This is a genomic window from Frigoribacterium sp. PhB24 (assembly GCF_003755185.1).
Lineage (GTDB): Bacteria > Actinomycetota > Actinomycetes > Actinomycetales > Microbacteriaceae > Frigoribacterium.
In genome coordinates, this window is the sequence record NZ_RKIC01000009.1 from 474,251 (window position 1) to 499,488 (window position 25,238).

General features: G+C 71.7%; 25 protein-coding genes and 1 other RNA gene. 9 read left to right on the forward strand and 17 right to left on the reverse strand.

Features of this window, described 5'->3' with window-relative positions; genetic code table 11:
* The first annotated feature begins 88 nt into the window (after positions 1–88).
* Complete coding sequence (gene map / locus EDF50_RS02760; protein WP_123518410.1) at positions 89–952, forward strand: type I methionyl aminopeptidase; 864 nt, start codon at positions 89–91, stop codon at positions 950–952.
* Between the two features lie 13 nt (positions 953–965).
* The gene (gene ppgK, locus EDF50_RS02765; RefSeq protein WP_123517925.1) at positions 966–1,727 is read left to right on the forward strand and encodes a polyphosphate--glucose phosphotransferase; all 762 of its coding nucleotides are present in this window, start codon (positions 966–968) and stop codon (positions 1,725–1,727) included.
* A 77-nt stretch (positions 1,728–1,804) separates the two neighbouring features.
* On the opposite strand, the gene rnpB is transcribed toward ppgK, so the two are convergent.
* The 6 genes from rnpB to EDF50_RS02795 all read right to left on the reverse strand — a co-directional run bounded on the left by rnpB (position 1,805) and on the right by EDF50_RS02795 (position 7,065).
* An RNA gene (gene rnpB / locus EDF50_RS02770) (RNase P RNA component class A) lies at positions 1,805–2,185 on the reverse strand.
* A 71-nt stretch (positions 2,186–2,256) separates the two neighbouring features.
* The gene (locus tag EDF50_RS02775) at positions 2,257–3,000 is read right to left on the reverse strand and encodes a zinc ribbon domain-containing protein (protein ID WP_233570274.1); all 744 of its coding nucleotides are present in this window, start codon (positions 2,998–3,000) and stop codon (positions 2,257–2,259) included.
* A 112-nt stretch (positions 3,001–3,112) separates the two neighbouring features.
* Positions 3,113–3,928, reverse strand: a complete 816-nt coding sequence (locus tag EDF50_RS02780) for a Nif3-like dinuclear metal center hexameric protein (protein WP_123517927.1) — start codon at positions 3,926–3,928, stop codon at positions 3,113–3,115.
* A gap of 9 nt (positions 3,929–3,937) precedes the next feature.
* Positions 3,938–5,362: a hypothetical protein gene (locus tag EDF50_RS16545; RefSeq protein ID WP_158612610.1), complete on the reverse strand. Its 1,425-nt coding sequence runs from the start codon at positions 5,360–5,362 to the stop codon at positions 3,938–3,940.
* 115 nt (positions 5,363–5,477) lie between these two features.
* A complete protein-coding gene (locus EDF50_RS02790; RefSeq protein WP_123517929.1) occupies positions 5,478–5,819 on the reverse strand; it encodes an alpha/beta fold hydrolase in 342 nt (113 codons plus the stop codon).
* Positions 5,820–5,925: 106 nt separating this feature from the next.
* Complete coding sequence (locus EDF50_RS02795; protein WP_123517931.1) at positions 5,926–7,065, reverse strand: FAD-dependent oxidoreductase; 1,140 nt, start codon at positions 7,063–7,065, stop codon at positions 5,926–5,928.
* Between the two features lie 128 nt (positions 7,066–7,193).
* On the opposite strand from EDF50_RS02795, the gene cls reads away from it, so the two are divergent.
* A complete protein-coding gene (gene cls, locus EDF50_RS02800; RefSeq protein ID WP_123517932.1) occupies positions 7,194–8,663 on the forward strand; it encodes a cardiolipin synthase in 1,470 nt (489 codons plus the stop codon).
* Positions 8,664–8,739: 76 nt separating this feature from the next.
* Here the strand turns inward: cls and EDF50_RS02805 are convergent, their stop codons facing one another.
* Positions 8,740–10,026 carry an Nramp family divalent metal transporter gene (locus tag EDF50_RS02805; protein ID WP_123517934.1) on the reverse strand — a complete coding sequence of 429 codons (1,287 nt, stop codon included), beginning with the start codon at positions 10,024–10,026 and terminating at the stop codon, positions 8,740–8,742.
* 135 nt (positions 10,027–10,161) lie between these two features.
* Here EDF50_RS02805 and EDF50_RS02810 point away from each other — a divergent pair, with 135 nt between their 5' ends.
* Together EDF50_RS02810 and EDF50_RS02815 are read left to right on the forward strand one after the other, a co-directional pair.
* The gene (locus tag EDF50_RS02810; protein ID WP_123517935.1) at positions 10,162–11,547 is read left to right on the forward strand and encodes a magnesium chelatase; all 1,386 of its coding nucleotides are present in this window, start codon (positions 10,162–10,164) and stop codon (positions 11,545–11,547) included.
* A gap of 8 nt (positions 11,548–11,555) precedes the next feature.
* Positions 11,556–13,553 carry a VWA domain-containing protein gene (locus EDF50_RS02815; protein WP_123517937.1) on the forward strand — a complete coding sequence of 666 codons (1,998 nt, stop codon included), beginning with the start codon at positions 11,556–11,558 and terminating at the stop codon, positions 13,551–13,553.
* Here the strand turns inward: EDF50_RS02815 and EDF50_RS02820 are convergent.
* The 5 genes from EDF50_RS02820 to EDF50_RS02840 all read right to left on the reverse strand — a co-directional run bounded on the left by EDF50_RS02820 (position 13,522) and on the right by EDF50_RS02840 (position 17,629).
* On the reverse strand, positions 13,522–14,331 hold the full coding sequence (locus EDF50_RS02820; protein WP_123517939.1) for an SCO1664 family protein: 810 nt from the start codon (positions 14,329–14,331) through the stop codon (positions 13,522–13,524). The genes EDF50_RS02815 and EDF50_RS02820 overlap by 32 nt on opposite strands.
* Positions 14,331–14,882, reverse strand: a complete 552-nt coding sequence (locus EDF50_RS02825; protein WP_123517941.1) for a DUF3090 domain-containing protein — start codon at positions 14,880–14,882, stop codon at positions 14,331–14,333. Before EDF50_RS02825 ends, EDF50_RS02820 begins: the two co-directional genes overlap by 1 nt.
* Positions 14,883–14,915: 33 nt before the next feature.
* Positions 14,916–15,638, reverse strand: coding sequence for a histidine phosphatase family protein (locus EDF50_RS02830; protein ID WP_123517943.1), 723 nt, complete (start codon positions 15,636–15,638; stop codon positions 14,916–14,918).
* Between the two features lie 101 nt (positions 15,639–15,739).
* Positions 15,740–16,597 (reverse strand): NAD(P)H-binding protein, encoded by an 858-nt coding sequence (locus tag EDF50_RS02835; protein WP_123517944.1) that lies wholly within the window; start codon positions 16,595–16,597, stop codon positions 15,740–15,742.
* Between the two features lie 75 nt (positions 16,598–16,672).
* Positions 16,673–17,629 carry an alpha/beta hydrolase fold domain-containing protein gene (locus EDF50_RS02840; RefSeq protein WP_233570275.1) on the reverse strand — a complete coding sequence of 319 codons (957 nt, stop codon included), beginning with the start codon at positions 17,627–17,629 and terminating at the stop codon, positions 16,673–16,675.
* Positions 17,630–17,804: 175 nt separating this feature from the next.
* Here EDF50_RS02840 and EDF50_RS17015 point away from each other — a divergent pair, with 175 nt between their 5' ends.
* The gene (locus tag EDF50_RS17015; protein WP_255410026.1) at positions 17,805–17,930 is read left to right on the forward strand and encodes a hypothetical protein; all 126 of its coding nucleotides are present in this window, start codon (positions 17,805–17,807) and stop codon (positions 17,928–17,930) included.
* A 17-nt stretch (positions 17,931–17,947) separates the two neighbouring features.
* Here the strand turns inward: EDF50_RS17015 and EDF50_RS02845 are convergent, their stop codons facing one another.
* A complete protein-coding gene (locus EDF50_RS02845) occupies positions 17,948–18,616 on the reverse strand; it encodes a response regulator transcription factor (protein ID WP_123518412.1) in 669 nt (222 codons plus the stop codon).
* 119 nt (positions 18,617–18,735) lie between these two features.
* Between EDF50_RS02845 and EDF50_RS02850 the strand changes: the two genes are divergently transcribed.
* Complete coding sequence (locus tag EDF50_RS02850) at positions 18,736–19,017, forward strand: GlsB/YeaQ/YmgE family stress response membrane protein (RefSeq protein WP_123518413.1); 282 nt, start codon at positions 18,736–18,738, stop codon at positions 19,015–19,017.
* Positions 19,018–19,153: 136 nt separating this feature from the next.
* Here the strand turns inward: EDF50_RS02850 and EDF50_RS02855 are convergent, their stop codons facing one another.
* Both EDF50_RS02855 and EDF50_RS02860 read right to left on the reverse strand, forming a co-directional pair.
* Positions 19,154–19,567, reverse strand: a complete 414-nt coding sequence (locus tag EDF50_RS02855) for an ATP-dependent DNA ligase (RefSeq protein WP_199738550.1) — start codon at positions 19,565–19,567, stop codon at positions 19,154–19,156.
* 413 nt (positions 19,568–19,980) lie between these two features.
* Positions 19,981–20,280 carry a hypothetical protein gene (locus EDF50_RS02860; RefSeq protein WP_123517948.1) on the reverse strand — a complete coding sequence of 100 codons (300 nt, stop codon included), beginning with the start codon at positions 20,278–20,280 and terminating at the stop codon, positions 19,981–19,983.
* 184 nt (positions 20,281–20,464) lie between these two features.
* Here EDF50_RS02860 and EDF50_RS02865 point away from each other — a divergent pair, with 184 nt between their 5' ends.
* Positions 20,465–20,827, forward strand: coding sequence for a PadR family transcriptional regulator (locus EDF50_RS02865; protein WP_123517950.1), 363 nt, complete (start codon positions 20,465–20,467; stop codon positions 20,825–20,827).
* A complete protein-coding gene (locus EDF50_RS02870; protein WP_123517952.1) occupies positions 20,827–21,861 on the forward strand; it encodes a hypothetical protein in 1,035 nt (344 codons plus the stop codon). The genes EDF50_RS02865 and EDF50_RS02870 overlap by 1 nt, the downstream gene beginning before the upstream one ends.
* Before the next feature lie 180 nt (positions 21,862–22,041).
* Here EDF50_RS02870 and EDF50_RS02875 read toward each other — a convergent pair whose 3' ends face one another.
* Complete coding sequence (locus EDF50_RS02875; RefSeq protein WP_123517953.1) at positions 22,042–24,936, reverse strand: carbohydrate binding domain-containing protein; 2,895 nt, start codon at positions 24,934–24,936, stop codon at positions 22,042–22,044.
* A 59-nt stretch (positions 24,937–24,995) separates the two neighbouring features.
* On the reverse strand, positions 24,996–25,238 hold the full coding sequence (locus tag EDF50_RS02880; RefSeq protein WP_123517955.1) for a hypothetical protein: 243 nt from the start codon (positions 25,236–25,238) through the stop codon (positions 24,996–24,998).

The following is a 25,238-nucleotide window of genomic DNA, read 5'->3' on the forward strand; positions in this document are numbered from 1 at the left end:
GATGGGGGCCCCTGCCCTCGACGGGGGCCCCTGCCCTCGACGGGGCCGACGGCGGCCCGCGGAGGCACCGCCCCCTAAGCTGGTGCACATGCCCCGGGACTCTCACGGATTCTTGACCCCGGGCCGGATCTCGTCGCAGCGTCCGGTCCCCCCGTCGATCGCCCGACCCGAGTACGTCGGCAAGGCCGCCCCCGCCGAGTACACCGGCGGCGACGTCTACGACGCCGAGACCGTCGAACTGATCCGCGAGAGCGGCCGCATCGCCTCGCAGGCCATCGACGCCGTCGAAGCCGCGCTCCGGCCCGGCGTCACGACCGACGAGCTCGACCGGGTGGCCCACGAATTCGTGGTCGCCCACCGTGCCTACCCGTCGACCCTGGGGTATCGCGGCTACCCCAAGTCGGTCTGCACCTCGGTCAACGAGGTCATCTGCCACGGCATCCCCGACGACACCGTCCTGCAGGACGGCGACCTGATCAACGTCGACATCACCGCCTACAAGGACGGCGTCCACGGCGACCTCAACCGCACCTTCGTGGTCGGCGAGGGCGCGCCCGCGACCGTCGAACTGGTCGACCGCACCCGTGAGGCCTTGAGACGCGGCATCAAGGCCGTCGCCCCGGGGCGTCAGGTCAACGTGATCGGCCGCGCCATCGAGTCCTACGCCAAGCGCTTCGGTCTCGGCGTCGTGCGCGACTACACGGGCCACGGCGTCGGCCGGGCCTTCCACTCGGGCCTGATCATCCCCCACTACGACGCGCCGCAGTACGACGACGTCATCGAGGTCGGCATGGTGTTCACCATCGAGCCCATGCTCACCCTCGGCGGCATCGACGCCGACGTCTGGGACGACGACTGGACCGTCACCACCCGCGACAAGAGCCTCACGGCCCAGTTCGAGCACACCCTGGTCGTCACCGAACGTGGTGCCGACATCCTCACGCTCTCCTGAGAAAGGACCCCAAATGGCACGCACCGCAGTGGGAATCGACATCGGCGGCACCGGCATCAAGGGGGCGATCGTCGACCTCGAGAGCGGCGAACTGCTCTCGGACCGCATCAAGAAGAGCACTCCCGAGGGCGGCGAGCCCGACGCGATCGTCGCGGTCGTCAAGCAGATCGTCGATGAGCTCGGCCTCGACGACGCGTCGGTGCCGGTCGGCGTCTGTTTCCCGGCCGCCATCATGGACGGCAAGACCCTCTCGGCCGCGAACGTGTCGAAGAAATGGATCGACTTCGAAGCCGAGAAGCTCTTCGAGACGACCCTCGGACGCGACATCCACTTCGTGAACGACGCCGACGCGGCCGGCTACGCCGAGACACGCTTCGGTGCCGCGAAGGACGTCAAGGGCCTCGTCGTCATGACGACGCTCGGCACGGGCATCGGCACCGCCTTGATCAACGACGGCGTCCTCATCGTCAACGCCGAGCTCGGGCACCTCGAGATCGGGGGCAAGGACTACGAGACCAAGGCGTCCTACGCCGCCAAGGAGCGCGACGACCTCAGCTGGAAGCACTGGGCCAAGCGCCTGCAGAAGTACTACTCGCACCTCGAGGCGCTCCTCTACCCCCGCCTGATCATCGTCGGGGGCGGCGTGTCCAAGCACCACGAGGAGTTCCTGCCGCTGCTCGACCTGCGGGCCGAGATCGTGCCGGCGAAGCTCCGCAACAACGCCGGCATCATGGGCGCCGCCGCCCTGGCGGCCGACTCGAACCCGGCGTTCTGAGACGAGACACGACCGACGTGAGGAAGACCCCGGACCAGGAGGCGCGCCTCCTGGTCCGGGGTCTTTCTCGCGTGAGGCGAATGGGCCGACTGGTACGCCGGGTTCTGTCCCGGTGCCGAGGCACCATGGACGGCCATCTCTCTCGGAACTACGTTGCCGCAGCTCTCTAGCGGTCTACCCGGGGACTCGGCGAGCAGCCTCGTCGTCCCCTCTTTGACCTTGCTCCGGGCGAGGTTTACATAGCCGGCCGGTCACCCGAGCCGCTGGTGGTCTCTTACACCGCCGTTTCACCCTTACCCCGCGCCGCACCCGGAGGTGCGACCCGTGGCGGTCTGCTCTCTGTTGCACTTTCTCGCGGGTTGCCCCGGGTGGGTGTTACCCACCGCCCTGCTCTGTGGAGCCCGGACGTTCCTCGGCGGCGGGTTGGCACCCGCCGACGCGACCGTCTTGTCGACCCATTCGCGTCCCCGAGCCTAGTGGTGCGGCGCCCGTCGGTGGTGCCGCGGGACGTCCGAGGCACGGCCCGGGGTCAGATGCCGGACTCGTACGTGCGGACGAGGACGGCGTTGCTGTCGGGGCAGAGGACGACGTCGTCCTCGGCCGCGGCACGCACCGCGGCCAGGTCGCTGCCCGTGAGGGCGACGCCGCTCGCGCTCGACACGCCACCGCGCAGCAGGGACGCGCCGACGCCGTAGCGGTCACGCTGTCGTTCGTAGAGTGCCAGCAGGTCGGCCGGCACCGTCGCCGCGATGGTCTCGCGGTTCGCGACGACCTCGGCCCGGTCGGCCTCGAGCTCGGACAGCGTCGCGTCGCGTCCGGTCTCGGCGTCGACGCGCCGGGTCTCGAGCTGGTCCAGCTCGCCTCGCGTGACGGCGGCGACCGCGCCCAGGCTCTCGACGCGCTCCATCACCTCGAGTTCGAGGTCCTCGAGGTCGGAGCGGCGCTTGGCGAGAGCCGCGAGCTCACCCTCGAGGGCCGCGACGTCCTTGGTGGACGACGACGACGCGATGCGCTGTTCGTCCCGGGCGACGCGCGCCTCGACGACGGCGACGTCGGACTCGATGCGTTTGAGCTCGCTCTGCGCGTCCTCCCAGGCGCCTTGCTCGGTCGCGAGGCGGCTGCGCAGGCGCGAACCGTCTCCCTCGAGCGACGCGAGCACGGCGATCTCGGGCAGGTTGGCACCTTTGTGCGCGATCTGCCGCAGCGCGGTGTCGAGCTGCTGCAGGTCGAGCAACAGCGCCTGGTGCTCGTAGCTGGCTTTCATGAGGGGCATGGGGACTCTTCTCGGGGTCGGGGGAAAGCGGGAACGGGGCGATGAGGGGGCGCGGGTCGCGTGGTCTCACGCGTCGCGACCCGGCGCCGTCGCGGGGGACGGCGCGAGGGGCTCACTGCACGACGGCGAAGTCCCACGGGTCGGTGCGCAGATCGCTCAGGGTGACCTCGACGTCGTGCAGCTCACGGCGCAACTGCGCGGCCGCCGTGTCGAGCCAGAGCCACTCGGCGGCCCAGTGCGACACGTCGACGAGGGCGGGACCGCGGCCCAGGCGCATGAGGTCACGGGCGTCGGACGCAGGATGGTGACGCAGGTCGCTCGTCAGGTAGACGTCGGCCGCGAGCACCGCCGGGTCGGTCAGCAGCGAGTCGCCGGCGCCCGCGCAGAGGGCGACCGTCTCGACGACGCGATCGGCGTCACCGGCCACGCGGACGCCCGACGCGGTCGGGGGCAGCACGTCGCCGAGCTGGCGGGCGAGGGCGACGAGGGTCATCGCGTGCGGCAGACGCCCGACGATGCCGAGGCCCGTGCCCTCGGTGGTGCCCGAGGTGATCGGGCGCTGCTCGAGGAGGCCCAGCTGGTGGGCGAGGACGCGGGACGTGCCCGTCTCGACGACGTCGGCGTTGGTGTGGGCGGCGACGAGGCCGCACCCGGCCCGGACGAGCCGTGCGACGACGGCGCCCTTGGTGGTGTCTTCGGCGACCGTCGAGACGCCGTGGAACAGCAGAGGGTGGTGGACGAGCAGCAGGTCCGCGCCCATGCCGACGGCCTCGTCGACGGTGTCGAGCACGGCGTCGACGGCCAGGTGCACGTGGGTCACGGGCTGGTCGGGGTCGCCCACGACGAGGCCGGGAGAATCCCACGACGAGGCGCCGGAGAGCGGCCAGAGGCGTTCGATGACGGAGTTGACCGAAGCGAGGGTGGACACCTCGACAGCTTAGTCGCGAGCCGTCGAGCGGAACCCCGTGATCATGACCGCGACGATGAACGCCACGACCGCGGCGCCGAGCAGCGCGACGACGACCGAGACCGACGTCGACAGGCCGGTGAGGCCGACGGCGCGGACGAGGAAGCCCTGCCAGGCGAACGGACCGAGATCGCTCAGGAGCAGTCCGAACCCCACGACGGTGCCGGCCACGACACCGGCCACGACGCCGATCGGACCGCGGCGGGCGACTCGCGAAGCGTCGTCGGGACGGATCGAGACCGAGGACAGGGCGGCCAGACCGACGAGACCGGTCGTGACCGGGACGGCGACGGTCGCGAGGACGGCCGAGGCGACGGCGAGGGCCGGGAGGAAGGCCAGCACGACGGCCGCGAGGACCACCAGGGCGGCCGTGGCGGCGACCACGAGGGCGACGGGACGAGCCCGCAGGGGCGGGACGGGGGCGGAGGCGACGGCCTGCGCGTCGGGAGACGACGCGGTCGGCGCGACCAGCGCCTCCTGATCGGCTGCGGCCTGGTTGTCCGTCATCGCCTGTTCGTCGGGAGTACCGCCCGAGCCGCCCGGATGGGCGACGAGGGCCTCGGGACCGGTCGACGTGCCGACGACCCCCGGAGGGGTCGAGGCGGCGACCGAGGTGCGCGCGACGTCGAGATCGCTGACGGGTGCGGCGGGTGCGTGGCCCGCCTCGACGACGGGTCGGGGCTCGCGCAGCGCTGCCGGCGTCACGACCGGCAGGACGCCGGTGAACCGGAGGCGCGTGGCCTCGAGCGCGCGGGCCGCCTCGTCGGTGCCGACGCGGGTGATCTCGTCCTCCCACGAGGCGAAACGCGCCGCCTCGACCGTGCGCAGGGCGAGCTGGGCCTGGACGACGGCCATCAGGTCGATCGTCGCGGTGTCTTCCAGGCGCTTCTCGACCAGTCGGGCGAGGACCTCGTCGTCGAGCGTGAGCCGCTCGGGGGGCTGCGGCAGGTCGCCGGGCACCGACACGGCGAGCACCGGCAGCGTGATGGCCGAGGTGTCGACCGAGTGGCGGGCGACGCTCGCGGGGCGGGCCTCGAAGGCGTCGGTGGGCACGACGTCGTCGAGGACGACGTCGGCACGATGCGAGGGGACCGAGACGGGGCGGGGGGCGCGGGGCGACGGCGCCACGGGCGCGGACTCGACCTCGGGCGCCGAATCGAGCGGGTGGGCCCCGATCTGCGGTGTCTCGATCTGATCGTCGAACCGGTCGACGGCGGTCTCGGGTGCGAGGGTCTGGTTCACGGGGTGGTGCTCCTGCTGGTCCGGGCGAGCGGAGGGCTCGGGGACGGTGTCGTCGAGGGGTGCGACGAACGTCACACGGCGCCGGTGGAACGTGACGTCGTCGTCGAGGGGTGCGATGCCCCCGACGCTCGCGGTCTGCACGTTGTCGGCCATGCTCGGATGGTAGGTGACGAACGGTCTCGTGCCGGGGGGACTCGCCGGTCCGACCGGCACATTCCTCGTTCCGGGATGCCCGTCCGAACTTGCGCTGACCGTGACGGCCGACAGGTCAGGAGGTGCGGGTGAGGTGGGCGAGCACCTCGCGCGAGACTCCCCGGGAGCCCAGCCCGAGGTGGCCCGACCGAGGGTGCACGGCGAGCGTCGCGTCCGGCAGGCCGGCCACGGTGCGCACCACGAGGTCGAGGGGGTAGAAACCGTCGGCCCCGCCGGCCACGACGAGCGTCGGCGCCGCGACCGCACCGAGGCGGGCACCCACGTCGAACGAGTCCTCGGCGTCCAGCGTCACGACGAGGTCCTCGTGCCGGTCGCCGACGACGAAGAGGTGTGCCAGGCGCCCGAGGCCCCGGAGGGCCCACGAGGCCGGGACACCGGTGGTCGTCTGACCGCGCATGGCCCCGGCGGCCCGATCCCGGGCAACAGGATCGTGGGTGTGCCCCTCCCCCGGCGGACGAACGGCAGGCCCGCCACGGTGCCCCGCGTCGTCGCGGCCCGACGGGTCACGGTCGGCCCAGTCGTCGGAACCTCGCCGGGGCTTCTCCACCCTCGACGAGGTCGACCAGGATCGACCCGACGAGGGGCGTGAACTTGAACCCGTGTCCGGAGAAGCCCGCCCCCACCACGACGGGGCCGACCCGGTCGAGCACGAAGTCCTCGTCGTCGGTCGTCGTGTACGTGCAGCTGATCGGATCCGCGGTCTCGGCGTCGACGCCGGGCAGCCACTCGCGGGCGTATCGCCGCAGCTGCTCGAGTTGTCCGGGGTCGGGCTCGAACGACCGGCGGTCGGGATGCACGACGGGGCCGGCTCCGTGCCAGCCCGCCTTCACGCCCTCACCCGGCGTGAGCATGCCGTAGACGACGCTCGGCCACCACGACTCGGCGGGCCGACCCGGTTCGGGTCGGTGGTTGAAGCTCGGCCACACGGCCCCGGGGTCGGTCACGGCGAAGTGTGCCGGTTGCTCCTGCGTCACGGTGAGTCGAGGCAGACGGACGAGGCCGCAGACGACGTCCTCGGTCCAGGCGCCCGCCGTCACCACCACGCGCCGGGCGGTGTACTCGGCGTCCGGGGTGACCACGCGCGCGCGCTCGGGGCCCTCCACGTGCAGCCCCGTGACCTTCGTCGACCAGAGCAGCCGCGCCCCGTGGACCGTGGCCGCCCGGGCGAGTGCCGTCAGGGCGTCCGCGGCACGGATGCGACCGCTGCCGGGCACGTGCAACACCTCGGTGTCGAAGCGGATGCCTCGCCACCGCTCCCCCGCCTCGGCGGCGTCGACGAGTTCGCTCGGGACGCCGGCATCGACGTGCAACGCCCTCATACGCCGGAGCATCGACGGGCGACCGTGGTTCACGACCCCCACGAGATCGAGCAACGGCATGCCGGTCTCGTCCGCCAGCGCGTCCCACCGCACCCGCGCCTCCTGCACGAGGGCGACGTAGTCGGCGTCGTCGTAGGCGACGTTGAGGTTGCGGGTCGCGCCGTGGGAGGCGCCCCGATGGTGCCCCTGCTCGAACCGCTCGACGAGCACGACCTCGTGCCCGCGCGCCGCGGCCTGCCACGCGGTCGCGAGGCCCATGGCACCGCCGCCGACGACGACCAGGTCGACGTCGGTGCGGGACGGACGCGGGTGACCGGACGACATCCCCTGAGCATAGGAGGCGCGGTGCGGCCCCGGCCCGCCCCTTCGGCTCGGAGACGCCCGGGGCGCCGCCGTGCCAGCGGCGTGAACGGGGGCGGTCGCGGGGCGCGCCGACCTGCGATGATCGGCGGATGACCTGGCGCAAGCTCCTCAAGGCCTTCCCCACCGTGATCCTGGTGGTCGACATCCTCATCAGGATCGTGTCGGTGGCGGTCGTGCCGCGGAACCGGCGCCCGAGTTCGGCCATGGCCTGGCTGATGGCGATCTTCGTCGCCCCGATCCCGGGCAGCGTGCTCTACGGCCTGCTCGGCAGCACGAAGTTGCCGAAGGACCGACGGGACAAGCAGCGCGAGATCAACTCGCTGATCCTCGAGAACACGCAGGGCCTCGACAACCGCGTGCCGACCGACACCCAGCCGCCATGGTTCGGCACGGTCGTCCAGCTGAACCGCACGCTCGGCGCCATGCCCTTGATCCCGGGCAACACGGCCCGACTGCTGCCGGACTACGCCGGCTCGATCGCGGCCATGACCGAGGCGGTCGACGCGGCCGAGCGGTACGTCCACGTCGAGTTCTACATCTTCACGCGCGACGAGTCGACCTTCCTCTTCTTCGACGCCCTCACGCGGGCCCACGAACGCGGGGTCAAGGTCCGCGTGCTCTACGACCACTGGGCGACCATCCGCAACCCCCAGGGTCGGGTCACGCGCACCTGGCTCCGCGACAACGGCATCCGTTTCGAGGAGATGCTGCCGTTCCATCCCACCAAGGGCATGTGGCGCAGGCCCGACCTGCGCAACCACCGCAAGATCGTCGTCGTCGACGGCGACGTCGCGTTCACCGGGTCGCAGAACATGACCGACCCCAGTTACAACAAGCGCGGCAACATCCGGCGCGGCCTGCAGTGGAAGGACCTCATGGTGCGCGTCGACGGGCCCGCCGCCATCGGCCTCAACGCCCTCTTCATCACCGACTGGTACAGCGAGACCGACGAACTGCCCACCGACGCCGAGGCCGAACCGCTCGTCGAACGCCGCACGGGCGACGACGCCTACGAGTGCCAGGTCGTGCCGAGCGGGCCCGGGTTCGACGGCGAGAACAACCTGCGGCTCTTCAACGCCCTGGTCTACGGTGCGCAGGAACGCCTGATCATCGCGAGCCCCTACTTCGTGCCCGACGACTCGATGCTCTACGCCATCACCACGGCCGCCGAGCGAGGCGTCGACGTGCAGCTGTTCGCCTGCGAGGTCGCCGACCAGTTCCTCGTGTACCACGCCCAGCGGTCGTACTACGAGACGCTGCTGCGGGCCGGCGTCCGCATCTTCCTCTACGAGAAGCCAATCGTCCTGCACTCGAAGCACTTCACGGTCGACGACGACGTGGCGGTGATCGGCTCGAGCAACATGGACATGCGCTCCTTCAGCCTGAACTTCGAGGTGTCGCTCATGGTGCGTGGGGCGGGCTTCGTCGACCAGGTGCGCGAGATCGAGGCGGACTACCGCGAGAAGTCGCACGAGATCACGCTGGCCGGCTGGCTCACGCGGCCCGCTCCCCTGCAGGTGCTCGACAACGTCGCGCGCCTCACGGCGGCGGTGCAGTAGGTCGCCCGCGAACTGATCGACGGCGGGCTCCGCCGGTCCGCCCCGCCGGCGGCGTGTCACGCGCGGGTCAGGCGGGTCAGGCGAAGAGCTTGCCGACCTCGGTCAGCAGCTGCTGCACTCCGAGCACGACGAAGAGCACGGCGCAGATCGTCATGAGCGAGTTGCTGAGCCACCGGCTACGCCACTCGGCGGGCGTGCGCGACGAGTTAAGCAGCCAGAGCAGCGTGATCGCGAGGAAGGGCATGAAGAGGGCCCCGAGCACCCCGTAGAGGACGATCAACCCGATCGGCCGGTCCAGGAAGAGGATCGCCATCGGAGGCACCGTCAGCCAGACGACGAACACGCGGTAGTACAGACCGCCGATGCGGCGACGCGGGTCGTCGGAGTCGAGCCCTCGAAGGGTGCCCACGAAGTCCGCGAACATCAGCGAGACGCCGTTCCACACCCCGAGGATCGACGAGAACGAGGTCGCGAAGAACCCGATCAGGAAGAACCAGGTCATGAACGTGCCGTAGCGCTCGCCGAGGACGGCGGCCAGCTGCACGAGACCGCCCTCGCCGTCGGCCAGGGCGATGCCGCCCGAGTACAGCAGTTCGGCACCGACGACGAGCATGGAGAAGACGAACACGCCGCTGACGACGTAGGCCACGCCGTTGTCGAGCCGCATGACCTTCATCCAGCCCGGGCTGTGCCAGCCCTTCTCGCGCAGCCAGTAGCCGTAGGCCGCCAGGGTGATGGTGCCACCGACTCCGCCGGTCACGCTGAGGGCGACGACGAGCCCGTTCTCGGGGATCGTCGGCACGAGACCGGCCGCGAGTTCGCCGAGGTTGGGCAGCGTGACGATCGCCGAACCGACGACGGTGACGAACATGACGCCCACGAAGAAGGCGATGACCTTCTCGAAGAACGAGTACTTGCCGAACCAGACCATGACACCGCCGAGCACCCCCGCACCGATGGCGAAGACCTTGAGGTCGACGCCCGGGAAGAGCGCCTGCAGGGGCAGGGCCGACGAGCTCATGGCGGCCGCGCCGTAGACGAAACCCCAGACGACGATGTAGACGCCGAAGTACACGCTCGTCCACCGTCCGAGTGATCGCCACCCCTCGAAGATCGTGCGACCGGTCGCGAGCGACCACCGCCCGGCGCCCTCGACGAGCGCGATCTTGATGACGACGCCGACGACGACCGTCCAGGCGAGGGCGTACCCGAACCGGGAGCCCGCCACGAGGGTGGCGACCAGGTCGCCGGCACCGATGCCGGTGGCCGCGACCACCAGCCCCGGGCCGACGATCCGCCACCTCCTGGTCGAGACGGGGGTCGTGAGGTCGGGTGTCCGGAGGACGTCTTCGTCGGCAGGCATGCGCCCCAGTCAACCGGCTCCGAGGCGACGCGACCACCGTCACGCGACGGATGTCGTCGAATCGTGACGTCTCGGCAAGCTCGCAGGAGGCGCCCCTCGCCAGGTCCGGATCGGGAGCGTAGCGTCACCGGGGTGATGCCTCCCTCCGCGAGAACCGTCGGCGACCTCAGGCGCTCGGGCCACGTCCCCAAGCCCCTCCGCACCGAGATCCGTGACAACCTGCTGGACGCCCTCCGCGAGGGCCGAGACCCGTGGCCGGGACTCCACGGCTTCGAGTCGACCGTCATCCCCCAACTCGAACGGGCGCTGATCGCCGGTCACGACATCGTCCTGCTCGGTGAACGCGGCCAGGGCAAGACCCGCCTGCTCCGGACCCTCGCCGGGCTCCTCGACGAGTGGTCCCCCGTCATCGAGGGATCCGAACTCGGCGAGCACCCGTTCGAACCCATCACGAGCGAGAGCCGTCGACGTGCGGCCGAGCTCGGCGACGAGCTGCCCGTCACCTGGCGCGGCCGCGACGAGCGCTACGTCGAGAAGCTCGCGACGCCCGACACGAGCGTCGCCGACCTGATCGGCGACGTCGACCCGATGCGCGTGGCCGAGGGCCGGAGCCTGGGCGACCCCGAGACGATCCACTTCGGGCTGATCCCCCGGGGCCACCGCGGCATCGTGGCCGTCAACGAACTGCCAGACCTCGCCGAACGCATCCAGGTCGCGATGCTGAACGTGATGGAGGAGCGCGACATCCAGATCCGCGGATACGTCCTCCGACTGCCGTTGGACGTGCTCGTCGTCGCCAGCGCCAACCCCGAGGATTACACGAACCGCGGGCGGATCATCACCCCCCTGAAAGACCGCTTCGGTGCCGAGATCCGGACGCACTACCCGACCGAGCTGGCCGACGAGATCGCCGTCGTCCGGCAGGAAGCCGACCTCGTGGCCGAGGTGCCGGACCACCTCGTCGAGATCCTGGCCCGCTTCACGCGTGCCCTGCGCGAATCGCCCTCGGTCGACCAGCGCAGTGGCGTCAGCGCCCGGTTCGCGATCGCCGGGGCCGAGACGATCGCGGCGGCCGCCCTGCACCGCGCCACCCGCCAGGGCGAGAACGAAGCCGTCGCACGTCCGATCGACCTCGAGACGGCCGTCGACGTGCTCGGCGGCAAGATCGAGTTCGAGTCCGGCGAGGAGGACCGGGCCGAGGAGGTCCTCGAACACCTGCTGAGGACGGCCACCGCCGAGACCGTCCGGGCTCACTTCCGGGGGGTGGACTTCGACGCGCTCGTCGACGCGCTCGAGTCGGGCGTCATGGTGACCACCGGTGAGCAGGTGACCGCCCGGGACTTCCTGGCCGGTCTGCCCTCGCTCGGTGAGGACGACCTCTACGACCGGGTGGCCGAGCGACTCGGTGCCACGTCGGACGGCGGGCGTGCCGGGGCGATCGAGTTGGCCCTCGAAGGTCTTTTCTTGTCCCGACGCGTGAGCAAGGAGAGCGGCGACGGTGAAGCGGCCTACGGGTTCTGAGGTGCGACGTGGCTAGGGCGAACCGACGGTTGCACCGGGCCGCGCGCTACCAGAGGTACGCCGACGGCCCCGACCCCCTCGCGCCTCCTGCCGACCTCTCCGAGGCGCTCGACGCCGTCGGTCGCGACGTCATGGCGGGCACGAGCGCCGAGGCCGCACTCCGGGAGTTCCTGCGCCGCGGGGGGAGGGACCAGATCGGTCTCGACGACCTCGCGCGTCAGGTCGCCGAACGCCGCAGGGCCCTGACCCGCGACCACCACCTCGACGGCACGCTGCAGGAGGTCCGCGAGCTGCTGGACCGAGCGCTCCGCTCCGAACGGGCACAGCTCGCCCGCGACGTCGACCTCGACGACGGCGATCGCGCCCTGGCCCAGCTGCAGCTCGACAGCCTCCCGTCGTCCCCGGCCGGTGCCGTCGCCGAGCTGTCTAGCTACCGGTGGCAGAGCGGCGAGGCCCGACAGGCCTACGAGCAGATCAAGGACCTCCTCGGTCGCGAGATGCTCGACCAACGCTTCGCCGGCATGAAGGGCGCCCTCGAGAACGCGACCGACGCCGACCGCGAGGCCGTCGCCGAGATGCTGCGCGACCTGAACGACCTGCTCGACGCCCACGCCCGCGGCGACGACACCCCCGAGCAGTTCGACGACTTCATGGCGAAGCACGGGTCGTCGTTCCCCGAGCGACCGGGCGACGTCGACGAGCTGATCGACGCCCTGGCCGCCCGCGCCGCAGCCGCCCAGCGCCTCCGCAACTCGATGTCGGCCGAGCAACGAACCGAACTCGATGCGTTGGCCCAGCAGGCCTTCGGCTCCCCCGACCTGATGCAGTCGCTCGAACAACTCGACGGCACCCTGCGCTCGTTGCGACCGGGGCAGGACTGGGGCGGCTCCGAGGGCATGGACGGTGAGCAGGGCCTCGGGCTCGGTGACGGTACCGGGGTCTTCCAGGACCTCGCCGACCTCGACGCCCTCGCCGAACAACTGGCCCAGCAGTCCCGCGGGTCGACGCTCGACGACGTCGACGTCGACGCCCTCAGGCGCCAGTTGGGCGAGCAGGCCGCCGTCGACGTCGCCGCGCTGCGACGACTCGAGAAGGCGCTGCGCGACTCGGGAGCCCTCCGACGTCGGGCCGACGGCACGCTTGCGCTCACACCGCGGGCCATGCGTCAGCTCGGCAAGGACCTCCTGCGCGACGTCGCCACCAAGCTGTCCGGACGAGCCGGGAGGCGCGAGCTGCGCTCCGCGGGAGCGCTCGGCGACCGCTCCGGCGCGAGTCGTGAGTGGGCGTTCGGCGACACCGAGCCGTGGGACGTGACGCGGACGATCACCAACGCCGTCACCCGGACCGCGGCCGAGGGGGCCCGGACGGACGCCGGGGTGCGCATCGAGATCGGCGACGTCGAGGTGCACGAGACCGACACCCGGACGCAGGCCTGCGTCGCCCTGCTCGTCGACACGTCGTTCTCGATGGCGATGGAGGACCGCTGGGTTCCGATGAAGCGCACGGCCCTCGCCCTGCACACCCTGATCACGTCGCGCTTCCGAGGCGACGACCTGCAGCTCATCGGCTTCGGTCGCCACGCCGAGGTCATGCCGATCGAGCAGCTCGTCGCCCTGGACGCGAAATGGGACAAGGGCACGAACCTGCACCACGCTCTGCTGCTGGCGAACCGGCACTTCCGCAAGCACCCGACCGCGCAGCCCGTCCTGCTGATCGTCACGGACGGCGAGCCGACCTCGCATCTCGAGCCCGGCGGCGAGGTCTTCTTCGACTACCCGCCGCACCCCGTGACGATCCTGCGGGCGGTGGAGCAGCTCGACGTCGCCCGCCGCCTCGGCGCGCACACGACGTTCTTCCGACTCGGCGACGACCCCGGTCTGGCACGGTTCGTCGACGGCATGGCGCGACGCGTCGACGGTTCCGTCGTCGCTCCCGACCTGGACGAACTCGGTGCGGCGGTGGTCGGGTCGTACGTCAGAACACGGGCCACGGAACCGCCGGCATAGGCCCTCGCGGCTCGGGGAAGACGGGCGAGGCGAGCAGGCCGGCGCAGCGGGCGTCCAACGCCTCGAGCTCGTCGGGTGTGAGGAGTGGGGCCAGCGCGGAGCCCAACGGACCCGAGAGCGCGGACCGTACGCGACCGATCCCGCCGACCTCGTCCGCGGTCAACTCTTCGCCGATCCAGCCCCAGAGCACCGTGCGCAGCTTGTGCTCGGCGTGGAAGGTGAGTCCATGGTCGACGCCATGCCGTCGCCCGTCGGGCAGCGCCAGCACATGGGCGCCCTTGCGGTCGGCGTTGTTGACCACGACGTCGAAGACGGCCATGCGTCGGAGGGCCTCGGTGTCCTCGTGGATCAAGGCCACGGGCCCGTCGTCGCCGTCCCCCTCGAGGACGAGACGCCACCCGTCGTCGGGAAGTTCGTCGACGGGGACGAGGTCGACCGCGTCCAGCTCGGGGTCGACGTCCTGCCAGAGTTGGACCATCCCCTCACCCAGGGGGCCGTCCCGCAGCCAGGTGCGCGGGACGACGTCCCAGCCCAGGACTTCCGAGACGAGGTAGGCAGCCACCTCACGGTCGGCGAGCCGTCCGTCGGGGAAGTCCCAGAGCGGGCGCTCGCCGGCGACGGGCTTGTAGATGACCGACAGGTCGCCGAGGCGGGCCAGGAAGGACGCGTTCGACGCCGTCCGGATGCGGCCCGTGAGCTCGAGTTCGACGTCGTCCCGCGGAACGGGGACGGACCCGGGCACGTCGGCCGGCGCGTCATCAGCCGGCGCCGAGGACATCAGAGATCGCCGGAGAGGACGCAGACGTGACCCTCTGGGTCGATCGGCTGCCCGCAGAAGGGGCAGAGCGGCCGACCGGCGCCGACGATCTCGAGGGTACGTGCCGCGAAGGCCCGCGCCGTGCCGACGGGGATACGGACGACGAGGACCTCGTCGGGCTCGAGCTCGGCACCGTCGACCTCGGCGTCGTCGTCGACCTCGATCAGCGGGAACGCCTCGATCACGACCTGGGCGGTCGAAGGATCCCACCCGAGGCTGAGCGCTCCGGCTCGGAACTCGGGCTCGACGGGTTGGTCGAGGGGCTCGTTGTCGACGAGCTCGACGGGGATGCCGGTCGGCACGCTGACCGGGTTGCCGTCGGCGGCCATCACCCGGTCGAGGATCTCGTCGATCTTCTCGGCGAGGGCGGCCGACTGCATCTTCTCGAGACCGACGCTGGTGACGCGGGCCCCGTCACGGGCCTGGAGGTAGAACGCGCGGGCGCCGGGGCGGCCGACGGTGCCGACGACGACGCGATCCGGCCAGTCGAAGGCATGGACGATGGAGGGCATGCGTCGAGTCTACGAGCGGCCAGACGCGGGCGCTCAGGTCGCGACAGACTGCCGGGCGTCACCGTCGGCACCGGTCGGACCCGCGCCTCCCCCGACGGCCGCGTCGGCTGCCGGAGCGGCCTGCCGCAGCCACGAGAGGTCACCCGAGTCGGTGTTCGTCGCGACGACGTCGGGTCGGTTCGGTCCGTAGCGCACGATCGACACCGAGGCGGGCCCGACGGTGATGCGCTGGAAGAGGTCGAGGTGCATGCCGTAGGCGTCCGCCAGGATCGACTTGATGAGGTCGCCGTGGCTGACGGCGACCCAGACGGCGCCCGGGCCGTGCTCGGCCTCGAACGCCGCGTCGTGTCGACGGACCGCGGCGACCGCTCTCGACTGCATGGTCTGCAGCGACTCGCCGCCGGGGAAGACCGCGGCCGAGGGCTGGTTCTGCACGACCGACCAGAGGGGTTCCCCCGAGAGTTCCTTGAGCGGTCGACCCTGCCAGTCGCCGTAGTCGCATTCGGTGATGCCACGGTCGATCGGCGTCGCCGGCGCGCCCGTCTGGCGGTCGAGGATCGCCCGCGCCGTCTGGCGGCACCGTTCGAGCGGGCTCGACACGACGCCGACGAGCGGCACGACGGCGAGGCGCTCGGCCGTGCGCCGGGCCTGCTCGCGACCGACGTCGTCGAGCCGGACGCCGGCCGTCCGTCCGGCGAGCACGCCGCTCGCGTTGGCGGTGGTGCGTCCGTGCCGGACGAGGAGGAGTGTGGCCATGACCCGAGCCTAGACACCGGGACCGCGACGACCCCGCCGAGGAGGCGCGGACCCGTGGGCCCCCGCGCCGCGCCTCCTCGCCGTCCCCGCGTCGTGGGCGACTAGGCGGACGCCGCCGCGAGGCCCTCGGCCAGCGGCGTGGTCGGCCGGCCGATCAGCGCCCGGAGCTCACCGCTCGTCTCGGCGAGGAGTCCGTCGCGGATGTTGCCGTCGAGGGCGACGACGAAGCCGACCGTGCCCTCGTCGAGGCCGGCGCCGCGCAGGCGCTCGGCGTGCTGGTCGGGCGTGAGCGACTCGTAGCGGACGGGCGTGCCGGTGATGCCCGCGACGGCCCCGGCCAGCTCGTCCCAGTTCCAGGCGTGGTCGCCCGACAGCTCGAAGGTCCGTCCCGCGGTCGAGTCGTCGAGGGCGGCCACCGCCGCGGCCTCGGCGTAGTCGCGCCGGCTAGCGCTCGCGACGCGACCGTCGCCCACGCTCGCGGAGACGACGCCCGACTCGCGAGCCGTGGCGACCTCTCCGGCGTAGTTCTCGGTGTACCAGCCGTTGCGCAGGACGGTCGCGGGCACGCCCGACGCGGCCAGGTGCTCTTCGGTCGCCTTGTGCTCGGGCGCAAGCACGAGGGCCGAGGTCGTGGCCTTCGGGGCGCTGGTGTAGACGACGCGGGCGGCCCCGGCGGCCTTCGCGGCGTCGACGACGGCGGCGTGCTGCGCCACGCGCTGCCCCACGGCGTCGCTCGAGATGAGCACCACCACGTCTCCGGCACCGATGACGGCCGCGGCGGTGTCGGGCCGCGTGTAGTCGAGCTCGGCCGTGCGCACGCCGCGCTCGTCGAGGTCGGTCAGCTTCGCCACGTCGCGCGACGTGGCGACGACGCTCTCGGGGGCGGCTCCTCGGGCGAGCAGGGCCTCGACGACGAGGTGGCCGAGCTGACCGGAGGCGGCGGTGACGATCGTGGACATGGTGTTCCTTTCGGTTGCGTGCCGGAGACAACGACGAGGGCGAGCCCCGTCTTCCCGTTCGGCGGCCTCCCCGCCTCAGCGACCGAACGACCGCCGGAGGGTCCGCACGATCGCGGCCCGCGCCTCCCGGCCCGAGCGCGTCGGCAGCAGCGGGTACGCGTGCACGTCGCCCTGGCCCTCGTGCCACTCGAGGACGACGCCGGCCCGGGCTGCCTTCTCGCGCAGGAGGTGCGCGTCGGGGTTGAGGACGTCCCGCGTGCCCGTGAACACCGTCACCGCTCCCAGCCCCGTCAGGTCACCGAAGAGCGGGCTGACCGTGGGGTGCCGGAGGTCGAGCGAGCCACGCCAGTGCTCGGCGAGCACGCGACCGCCTGGCGTCCCGAGCCACGGGTCGCTGGGTTGCACCTCGGGGATGCGCGGGTTGCTCCAGGTGAGGTCGAGCGCCGGGGCGATCAGCACCGTGTTCGCCAGGACGACACCCGCGTCGCGCAGCGACAGGGCCGCCGAGAGCACGATCTGACCGCCGGCCGAGTCCCCGGCCAGGGCGACGGGGCCGTCGGCCGAGGCGACCAGGTCGACGATGCCGACCCGCGCCTCCTCGGCGGTGCCGAAGGGTACCAGCGGGTAGATCGGCAGGACGACGGTCGCGCCCACCTCGGCGGCGAGCTGCGCGGCGAGATGCCAGTGCTGCGAGACGATCTCGCCCACCCAGCCACCGCCGTGCGCGGAGACGACGGTGCCGTGCGAGGCGCCGTCACGCCGGGTGATCGAGTAGACCGGCCAGCCGCCGCGCTGCGCGACGTCGACGCGGACGTCGTCGCGCAGGGTCGCCGGCGGGCCGAACGGAGCGGGTCGCAGCGCGCGCTGTCGGATGCGCCGCTGGGCGCCCGCGGCGGTGACGAAGGTGCGGTTCGCGTGCGTCGCCCGCAAGAAGACGGGGACGAGCGCGCCGGGCAGGACGAGCCTCGCGGCCAGGGGCACGCGGACCCCCGAGGAGGCGCGGGCGGGTTCACGGGACGGGCTCGGCTTCACGGCCGCGACGCTACTCGCGCCCGGCGTGGTGAGCCCCGAAGCGACCCCGACCCCCGTGGACGGCCCCGACGACGGCACGGGACGTCTCGTCGCCACGGGCGGCGGCCGGGCCCCCGTGCATGTGCGCCTGGTTGAGTGCACCCGAGCGACAGAGCGCACGAAGGGCAGACAGCACATGGGCATCTCGGAGAAGGACTACGACGTCGCCACCCTGGCCGACGTGCGCTTCGCCTACCCCACGTACAGCGCCGTCATCGGCATGGCCGCCCGGGCCGTGCTCGCGACCCGCAGCGAGCGGTAGGAGGCGGTGGTCACGCCTCAGGGGCCGCCGAGCCAGTGGTCGATCCGGTGGTGGTCCGGGCGGAAGCCGTTCTGGACCCCCCACAGCACGGCCTGGGTCCTGCTCGTGGCGCCGATCCGCCGGTAGACCGACCGGATGTACGACTTGACCGTGTTCGGGCTCAGGTAGGTCAGCGCCGCGACCTCGGCGTTGCTCTTGCCCTGGGTGATGAGGGCCAGGATCTCCGACTCCCGGTCGGTGATGCCCTCACGGCGGCCCGGCCAGTCGAGTCCCGGCGCGCTCGGCGTTCGCCCCCGCACCTCGCTGACGACCTGTTCTCCGCGATGGACCGCCTCGAGCGCTTCGACGAGCTCGCGTGCCGCGAGGGTCTTGGACAGGTACCCGTGCACGCCCTGGGCGAGCGCCGACTCGACGAGCTCGGGGTGGAAGTTCCAGGTGTAGACGACCACCTTGCCGGCCGCCGGGTTGGCGACGAGTTCGGCGAGCTCGTGGTGATCGGACTCGGGCTGGGCGAAGGAGTCGTAGAGGACGACGTCGACCCGATCGGACAACGCCGTCGTGGCGTCGATCTCGGCGACGACGATGCGGTCGCGGTACCGATCGAACATGTGGGCGAGACCGGCGAGCACGACGTCGTAGTCATCGACGAGCGCGACGGTGATCGATCGGGGTGGGGCGAGGGGCATGACGACACCATCCCACCCCGAGGGGTGTGCCGCCACACCTCCAGGGGTCGTCTGCTGAGTCATGCGACGCCGCGGCACCGACGGTGCCCGTCGCCCACCTCTCCCGGAAGGAGAACACCATGATCGGTCTCATCATCAGCTTGCTCGTCGTCGGCCTCATCGCAGGGTTCATCGCGCGAGCGGTCGTCCCGGGCCGCCAGAGCCTCTCGATCGCCATGACGATCCTGCTCGGCATCATCGGCTCCTTCGTCGGCGGGTTCCTCGGCTTCCTGTTGTTCCAGCACGACCCGACGGACGGCTTCTTCCAGCCCGCCGGCATCATCGGGTCGATCATCGGCGCGATCGTCGTCCTGGTGATCTGGGTGACCGTCTCGGGCCGCCGCGGCACCGCTCGCCGCTGACCCTCGGTCGCCGCCGGGGTGGCTGTGCCACGGCCGCCCCGGGTCACACCGGTGACGACGGCCCCCTGATCGGCCCCTCGATCGTGCCGGGCGATGCTGCCCGTGGACGAGTTCTTCGTCGTCGACACCTGCCGTCTCAGGGCTGGGCGGCGCCGGGAGGTCTCGCTGCTCGGCTCGTCGGTGATTCCGGACGGTCGGTGGCCCAGTCGACGTGTCCGCCACTCGTGCCGGGGAGCTCTGTCGTCGGGTCACGGTCGGGTTCGGCTTCGGGGTAGAGCCCCCTGCCGGAGGCGGCACTGGCGTACAGTGCCGCGAGCCAGGTCGGGTTGATCTCGACGGAGCGACTGCCGGCGAACTTGAAACGCAGGCCGATGTGCGGCGAGAGCCAGACCGTCGACCGGCCGTCGCCGGTCTCGATGGGTTCCTTCCACGAGAACATGAAGGACTCGTTCTGTCGGAACTTGTTGACGATGACGATCTGGAGGTGTGCGAGTAGGCGGTCCTCGACCTTGAATTCGAGGATGTCGCCGTCGTAGACGATGTATCCCATGGAGCACTCCGTGCGGGATCGGGTCGAAACGGTGCTGGCAGCAGGGTCTGGGCCGCGGGGTGGATGTGCGAATCTCGCGTCGCACCGCGCCAGCCTGCCTGCGTCGCCACGTCCCGTGACCGACTCGCATCCACGACGCGACCGCTCGGCTCTCCTCAGACACCGAGAGTAGACCTGCGGGCGCAGAGGGGCGGCAGGGTCCTCACCCGAAGAGGACCCTGCCACCGGCAGGTCTCACCACACCCGAATGGGGCGGACCGCATGCCTCGAGGACCTGAACCCGCCTCGAGACCCTTCTAGGGTCCGCCCGCGGATCGATCCACACCAGGTATGGACATAAGCCCCGGCAGTCGCTAAGGCGCCGCCGGCGTGGTCACACCCCACCCGACACCTGGGGAGGCTGCCCTCCCGGGCTACTCTGCGACCTGGAACGTATCGCTCGGGCCGGCGCAGCTCGCGGTGTCGTCGCAGTCGCCGACATCCCAGTCGATGACAGCCACGTAGCTCTCGCCGGTCGGGAAGTCGACCGCCAAGGCCAGCGTGGCACGGAAGTATCCGTCGAAGGTCTCCGTCGTGCTGACGGTCGCGATCGGGTCGCCGTCTCCGACGTGTCCCGCCCCGACCCTCCACCCGCCGGACGGCGGAGCTGTCGCGCACGAGTCGTCCGAGGAGATGGTGACGGTCTCACCAGGGGCGGCCTTCGCCGGGCTCACTTCGAGGCGAGGCACACAGGGGCCGTCCCCGGGCGGCGACCCGCCGGAAGCGCACCCCGTCGTTCCTGCCACGAGGAGGAGGGCCAGGGCTGCCACAAGGCGCGGCCTCGGGTTCATGACTCCACGCTAGGCATCCAGGACGATTCCCGCTTGCATGTTCTGATTGCTTGAATATACTGGCGGCATGAATCAGACGGAGATGCGCGAGCCCACCATGCTCGTGCTCACATCGCTCGCCGGCGGACGCAAACACGGGTACGCACTCATCGCCGACGCCGCGGAGCTCTCCGGCGGCCGGGTGCGACTCAAGGTCGGCACCCTTTACGCCGCTCTCGATCGGCTCGCGGAACAGGGCCTGGTCGCCGTGGCGGGCGACGAGGTGGTCGACGGCAGGAACCGTCGCTACTTCGACGTCACCGCTGAAGGCATCGAGGCCCTTCGATCGGCCGCGACTCGACTGGAGGCGAACGCCGCAGCGGCTCGAGCCCGCATCGCCGAATGGCGACCACGAGGGATCGCGGGCCAGGCCCAGCTGAGGAGCGCCTGATGAGCGACGCCGGCTTGGACCTCCGTCACTTGGAAGAACGCTACCGGCGCGTCCTCCGGTGGTACCCGGGACGCTGGCGACGATCGAACGAGGAGGCCATCGTGGGGACTTTGCTCGACGTGGCCGAAGCGGAGGGGCGAGAGCGCCCTCGCCGGGCAGAGATGCTCGACCTCGCCGCGAACGGGCTCGCCGCCCGCGTCACCGCCGTCTTCCCGGCCGAGGCACGAGAGCAGGCCGCGAGCTTCGCCCTGGCCACCGGCGTCGCGTGGTCGCTGGTCTACTTCATCGTGCAGGACTGGATGCCATGGAACCCGCGGGCACAGGCCTCCTCGCTCGACCCCTTCGGCCCCTTCGCCAGCGCCGGCGTCCTCGTGACAGCACTCTGGGTCTCGTCGGCCGTCCTCGTCCTGATGAACCGGAGCACGGCCGCCCGCGTCAGCACGCTGGGAGCGTCGCTCCTCGCCGTCGTGCTGATTGCGTCGCAGACGGGCAGCTCGCCCGACTACGTCGTGGTCCACCCGAGTCCCGATCGCGTCACGTTCGTTCTCCTCGCCGGTCTCGGCATCATCGCCGCCGCAGGGACGCAGCGCCGGAACAGAACGACCGCCGCCGCCTCGGCGGCCTGGTTCGTCACCCTCGCGGGGGCGCTGCTGGTCATGCACCGGGTGGACCGGGTGTCGGTGCCGTCGGCCGAGGGACTCCCGAGCTGGTACGACTTCTTCAACCGGTATCTGTGGGCCGGTGGACTGCTCTCTCCGGGCGTGACCGGCATCCTGATCGTCATCGCACTCTCCGCTGCCGTCGGTGCTCGACTGGCAGGCCACCGCCTCGGGGGAACGATCGTCCTGTCGGTCGCTCCCTGGATGGCGAGCGTCCTGACGAACTGGGCGGTCTCCCTCGGTGGAGACCCGTCGACCCTCGGCATGGCGACGTTCTCGGTCGTCGTCTGGGTCGCCTTGTCGATCGCGGCACTCGCGTCGCCCCGTCGCACCACGCCGGAAGAGCGAGCTCATGGCGCGCCGGGTACGGCCTGACGACGTCGACCTGCCGCCCAGCAGATCCGTCGACGACGACCCGTGGTCCGAGACGCGGAGGCGACAGACCGCCGAGTCTCGAGGACAAGGGGCTCCAGGCCTACAGGCGCCCCGTCCTTCCACTCCGACTCGGCCTGGTCGACAACCCGCTGCCCACTGAGGGGCGCTTCGACCGTGTGGTCATGCTTCTCCCCGCTCGACCACCGAGGTGGTCGTCGATGCGAGCCGACGTCGTCGTGCGGCTCGGAGTGCGACGGCACCGGCGAGAACCGATGCCAGGGCGGCCAGGGCGAGCGCCGTGGTCGAGGCCGAGCCGGTGAAGGCGAGACCCGTGGAGGCGGTGGTGGCAGAGGCCGGGACGGTGCCGGTCCCGCTGACGGGCACCGCGCCTCCTGCACCGGACCCCGGACCTGCGGCCGGTCCGTCACCGCCGCCGGGCGTTCCGGGCGCGCCCGGATCGACAGGCAGGACCGCGGCAGGGTCGACCGTCGTGACGACGTCGTCCACGAGCAGCTCGCCTGCGCCGTCGCCGCCGAGGTAGAAGGCGAGCTGCGTCACGCTCGACGGGTCGAGGGCGGCGTCGCCCGCCCAGGCGGGCGGCGCGAACGCGCTGAAGGGCACGTCGATCTGCTGCCAGCCCTCCCCCTCGACCGCGAGGGTGGTCTCGAAGTACGACCCTCCGGCCACGATCTGCACGGTGACGTCGACTCCGGCCGGGGCACGCAGCGAGAGCGAGAGGCCGGTGTAGCCCCACCAGTCCTGCGCCTCGGCGAGGGTGCGGACGACGCCCGCGTAGCCGGGGCCGGCGAGGTCGTAGGCGAACTGCCCCGCCTGCGAGCCCGTGGACGGGTTCTCGCCGAGGGTCGGCGTGACGGCTCCCCCACCCGTGTTGCGCACGTAGGTGCTGGCGACGGCGGCGTCGTCGGCGTACTCCTCGAAGTCCTCCACCACGAGCGCCTCCGTCGGGAGCGGCCGCGTGGCGAAGGACGCCGTCGTGGGCACCGACGTCGTGGTGCCGACACCGTTCACGGCCTCGACCGACCACCGGTAGGTCGTGCCGGGCACGAGCGTGACGTCGGGCCGGTACGACGTGCCGGTCAGACCGTCGGCCGAGGCCGCGACCGTGCCCTCGGGGTCCGTGAGCGCGAAGCGGTAGTAAGCGGCGTCCGCCGCGGCCGTCCACGCGAAGTCCGGTGTCGAGGTGGTGCCCGTCGTCTGGTCGAGGGGCGCCTGGAGCGAGAACGCCCCGGGCGCCGTGGTGGGGTCGACGGCCGCGGACCGCAGGGTGGCCCGCGTGAGGTGCGCGTCCCCGCTCAGCACGATGCGGACGTGGTCGCCGACGAGGCCGTCGGCCACGGCCGATCCATCGTCGGTGACGACCGTGGCGGCGGGCACCCAGCTACTGCCGTCCACGCTGGTCTCGACGCGGGCGGCGGCCGGCTCGTCGACCTGGAACTCGGCACGGGTGAGCCCGGCACGTTGCCAGGCCACCGTGCCGGATGCACCGTCCGTCGCGATCACGGAGCCTCCGTCGGGGTCGGCCGCGACCGTCACGCCGTCGTGTGCGGACGAGAGGCGCCAGTCCTGCACGGGGTCCACGAGCACGTCGCCACCGTCCGGGTGGACGACGTCGGACGCGGGTCCGGTCGTCCCCGTGCCGTCGAGCGCCCGCACCCGGTAGGAGGCGCCGGCCGGGGACTCGATGTCGGTGACGGTCCCGGCCGACGCGCCCAGCGCCTCCTCGGTGACGGTCGTCCACGGCTGGTCGGCGACCTGTCGCTCGACGACGTAGCCGGTGGCGCCTGCCGTCCCGCGCCAGGTGATGGTCGAGATGCCCTGGGCTCGCTGCACGCTCGTCACGAGCGGAGCCTCGAGAGGCAGTGCGGGCAACACGACGCCGATGTCGCGGGCGTACTGGCGGATCGCCTCGGCCCGGGACTCTTCGGACGGCGTCCCTCCGGGCAGGTGGAAGGTGAAGCCGTCGTCGTGGGGCACGAGGCCGGCTCGGTCGTCGTGACCGAACAGCGACCAGGCGAACATCCCGGAGACGGCCTGGTCCTGGGCGAGCGGGCTCAACAGCGTGGGCGTCGCCGCCGTCGAGGCGTACTCGCCGGCGATGTAGACCTTCCCGGCGGCGGTGACGGTCGCGGCATCGGCTGAGACGCGGGCGGCCGTCGGCGGGTAGTAGTGGACGTCGACGATGTCGAGCGCGGTCGCCGCGAGGGTGTCGGGGTCGATGTCGAACCGTCGGCCGGCGGCGACGAGCTGCGACGGGGCCTGCCGCTTGATGTGGGCGACCTGTTCGTCGATCCACGGGAGGGTCATGCCCTCGAGTTCGTTGCCGAGTTCCCAGGCCATGATGGTCGGGTCCTCGGCGTAGGGGACGCCGGTCAGCGCGTTGGTGCGCCCGACGACGTGGTCGACGTAGTCCTGGTAGGCGTCGATGGCCCTCGGGTCGGTGTAGAAGTCCGCGGACTCGAGGCCCAGGGGCGTCGTGAAGTCGCGGTGGCCGCCGTGGTAGTACTCCCACTCGTCGGTGAGCGGCAGGATCAGCCGGATGCCGAGCGATCCGGCGTACGCGACGGCGAAGTCGATCGTGGCGAAGGCGTCGTCGTCGTACTCGCCCAGGCTCGGCATCAGCGCCAGCGTGTTCGCGTCGTCCTGTGCCGTGGAGGTGCCCATGTGCGAGCGGACGACGGTGATGCCGGCGCGGTGGGCCGAGTCGAGGGTGTCCTTGATCCGGAAGAAAGTCGGGTAGTCGACCCCTCCGACGTTCTCGTCGAGGCCGAGCCAGTAGATGTTGGCCCCGCTGGCCCGGAAGGTCTCGCCCCCGAGTCGGAGGCGCGACGCGTCCCGGGTGACGAACTCGGTGTTCTGGGTCGTCCAGTCGGCGCGGGGCGCGGCGGACGCGGTCTCCGCCTGGTGTGGTGTCAGGGGTGCGAGCGAGCCGAGCAGGACGCCCGTGGCGACCACGGCGCACACTCGGATCGACCTCGTCCGTACCGGTCTCGGGGTCGTGCGGGACAGATGGTCGTGGTCGTGGTCGTGGTCGTTGGTAGCGGTCGGTGTCGTCATCGGTGCTCAGGCTCCTTCGGCCGTGCGGTGATCAGGGCGCCCGGTCGGGCCGCCCGGTGTCAGGTGGTGCCGACCAGCCGCCGTGTGCCGACCGTGTTCGGGTCGACCATGTCGGGGCGGTGGACGAATGCGGCGGCTCCTAGCAAGGGAGCGGCGGCTCGGCGCAGATCGAAGCCGGCGAGGGCGGGCAGGTTCTTCGGGCTCACCGTGCCCGCGACGAGATCGACGGGGCCGGCCGACCCGATGCCGGCACCCGGCAGCTCGCCGCCGGCCGGGAGGGCGGCCAGGGCGAGCCTCGACAT

Excerpts from the sequence above, each read along its gene's own strand:
- EDF50_RS02880 (WP_123517955.1), bottom strand. The coding sequence starts at position 25,238 with ATGTCGAGGCTCGCCCTGGCCGCCCTCCCGGCCGGCGGCGAGCTGCCG.
- EDF50_RS02820 (WP_123517939.1), bottom strand. The coding sequence starts at position 14,331 with ATGTCCTCGGCGCCGGCTGATGACGCGCCGGCCGACGTGCCCGGGTCC.
- EDF50_RS02875 (WP_123517953.1), bottom strand. The coding sequence starts at position 24,936 with ATGACGACACCGACCGCTACCAACGACCACGACCACGACCACGACCAT.
- ppgK (WP_123517925.1), top strand. The coding sequence starts at position 966 with ATGGCACGCACCGCAGTGGGAATCGACATCGGCGGCACCGGCATCAAG.
- EDF50_RS02810 (WP_123517935.1), top strand. The coding sequence starts at position 10,162 with ATGCCTCCCTCCGCGAGAACCGTCGGCGACCTCAGGCGCTCGGGCCAC.
- EDF50_RS02825 (WP_123517941.1), bottom strand. The coding sequence starts at position 14,882 with ATGCCCTCCATCGTCCATGCCTTCGACTGGCCGGATCGCGTCGTCGTC.
- map (WP_123518410.1), top strand. The coding sequence starts at position 89 with ATGCCCCGGGACTCTCACGGATTCTTGACCCCGGGCCGGATCTCGTCG.
- EDF50_RS02870 (WP_123517952.1), top strand. The coding sequence starts at position 20,827 with ATGAGCGACGCCGGCTTGGACCTCCGTCACTTGGAAGAACGCTACCGG.
- EDF50_RS02795 (WP_123517931.1), bottom strand. The coding sequence starts at position 7,065 with ATGTCGTCCGGTCACCCGCGTCCGTCCCGCACCGACGTCGACCTGGTC.
- EDF50_RS02830 (WP_123517943.1), bottom strand. The coding sequence starts at position 15,638 with ATGGCCACACTCCTCCTCGTCCGGCACGGACGCACCACCGCCAACGCG.
- EDF50_RS02790 (WP_123517929.1), bottom strand. The coding sequence starts at position 5,819 with ATGCGCGGTCAGACGACCACCGGTGTCCCGGCCTCGTGGGCCCTCCGG.
- EDF50_RS02845 (WP_123518412.1), bottom strand. The coding sequence starts at position 18,616 with ATGCCCCTCGCCCCACCCCGATCGATCACCGTCGCGCTCGTCGATGAC.
- EDF50_RS02865 (WP_123517950.1), top strand. The coding sequence starts at position 20,465 with ATGAATCAGACGGAGATGCGCGAGCCCACCATGCTCGTGCTCACATCG.
- EDF50_RS02775 (WP_233570274.1), bottom strand. The coding sequence starts at position 3,000 with ATGCCCCTCATGAAAGCCAGCTACGAGCACCAGGCGCTGTTGCTCGAC.
- EDF50_RS16545 (WP_158612610.1), bottom strand. The coding sequence starts at position 5,362 with ATGGCCGACAACGTGCAGACCGCGAGCGTCGGGGGCATCGCACCCCTC.
- EDF50_RS02850 (WP_123518413.1), top strand. The coding sequence starts at position 18,736 with ATGATCGGTCTCATCATCAGCTTGCTCGTCGTCGGCCTCATCGCAGGG.
- cls (WP_123517932.1), top strand. The coding sequence starts at position 7,194 with ATGACCTGGCGCAAGCTCCTCAAGGCCTTCCCCACCGTGATCCTGGTG.
- EDF50_RS17015 (WP_255410026.1), top strand. The coding sequence starts at position 17,805 with ATGGGCATCTCGGAGAAGGACTACGACGTCGCCACCCTGGCCGACGTG.
- EDF50_RS02805 (WP_123517934.1), bottom strand. The coding sequence starts at position 10,026 with ATGCCTGCCGACGAAGACGTCCTCCGGACACCCGACCTCACGACCCCC.
- EDF50_RS02835 (WP_123517944.1), bottom strand. The coding sequence starts at position 16,597 with ATGTCCACGATCGTCACCGCCGCCTCCGGTCAGCTCGGCCACCTCGTC.
- EDF50_RS02855 (WP_199738550.1), bottom strand. The coding sequence starts at position 19,567 with ATGGGATACATCGTCTACGACGGCGACATCCTCGAATTCAAGGTCGAG.